This is a genomic window from Burkholderia sp. AU32262 (genome assembly GCF_020419985.1).
Lineage (GTDB): Bacteria > Pseudomonadota > Gammaproteobacteria > Burkholderiales > Burkholderiaceae > Burkholderia > Burkholderia semiarida.
Map to the genome: position 1 here is coordinate 1 of NZ_JAIZRS010000073.1, position 1,334 is coordinate 1,334.

At 60.6% G+C, this 1,334-nt stretch carries 1 protein-coding gene; it reads right to left on the reverse strand.

From position 1 onward, the window contains the following. Positions 1 to 96: 96 nt before the first annotated feature. A partial coding sequence (locus LGN10_RS33355; protein ID WP_226226288.1) for an ISNCY family transposase occupies positions 97 to 1,334 on the reverse strand: 1,238 nt, incomplete at its 5' end.

Below are 1,334 nucleotides of genomic sequence, written 5' to 3' on the forward strand. Positions count from 1 at the left end.
TGTGTCATACCCGGATTCAGATGTCCACCTTCCAGCTATTTAAAAATGTCCGGTTTTAAGGTTGGTTTTGCTGTGTCTTTTTCCTCGTTTTGACCGTTACGCAGTGTCGAAGGTCGGCGCCTGAACGGGCAGGGCGCTCACGCTTGTTTCTCCAGCTTTTGCAGAACGACGGCCAGGTTTGTCTGCTGGCTTGGCGGGTTGCCTACGTTGCGCCAGATCCACGATCACATGCTCGACGTCGGCCTGCGTGATCTCGCGTTGCTTCTTCTTGCCTGGTTCAGCCTCGTTTCGGTTAGTTCGCGTCGAGTCGCCACGATGCGTTCGAGACGGCGCTTTACCGATTCGGCTGTTATCACGTTGCGCCTGAAGCGCTTGCGCGACCTGCAGTACATGACTCAAGCGCTTGTGCTCGACGACGGCACCTTGATCGATTTCGGCCAGACGGTCGTATTGTCTGCAGCGCAACACACGATCGTCAGACCGGATTTCGATCCGCCCATCCGGGTACTCCCACACCTCGATCGTTCGATCGATCAGCTTCCGATTCTCCGGCGTGTCGTCCAGCAAATACATCACCCGGTCGTACTGAACCGTGAGCGACTTCGTCACTTTCCGCGGCTCGCGCCACGTCAGCGCCCGGTCCAGACTCTCGTCGGCCCGCAACGGCCGGTGCGCATTGAAGTCGCTCTTTGGCGGCTTCGCGAAGCGCGTGTTGTAGGCGGCCATGAAGGAGGGCGCGTAAGCGTTGGCGTCGGCCATCGTGTTGATCCCGCGCAATCGCATCTCCTTAACCAATCGATCCTGCAACGTCAGGTGCGCTCGCTCGACGCGCCCCTTGGCCGAGCTGCTGTTCGCGCAGAACGTGTCGATGTTCAGTTCGTACATAGCCCGGCCGAACGGTGTCACGCGGTTACCGGTCTTGCCTGGCGTCACGTTGCGGAACACGCTGGCCTTGTCGCTATAGAACGCCCCAGGTTTGCCGTGCCGCTCGATGTACGCTCGCGTCGCTTCGAAGTAGCTGAAGGTCGATTCGGTCTGCGTGAAGTGCAGCATCATCAACCGGCTCGTCGCGTCGTCCACATACACCAGCAGTGTGCAGGCCGGCGCCCGTTCCTCGAACCACCGATGGTCGCTGCCGTCGATCTGGATCAGTTCGCCCAGACACGCCCGACGCGCGCGCGGCTGGTAGACCTTCGGCGGCCGTTGTCGGCGCGGAATCCAGAGCCCAGCGTCCGTCATCAGCTTCCTGACCGTCTCCTTGGCCAGCCGAATGCCGTGGCATTCGTACAGCTTCTCGCAGGCCAGCGTCGGCCCGAAATCGGCGTAGCGATCGC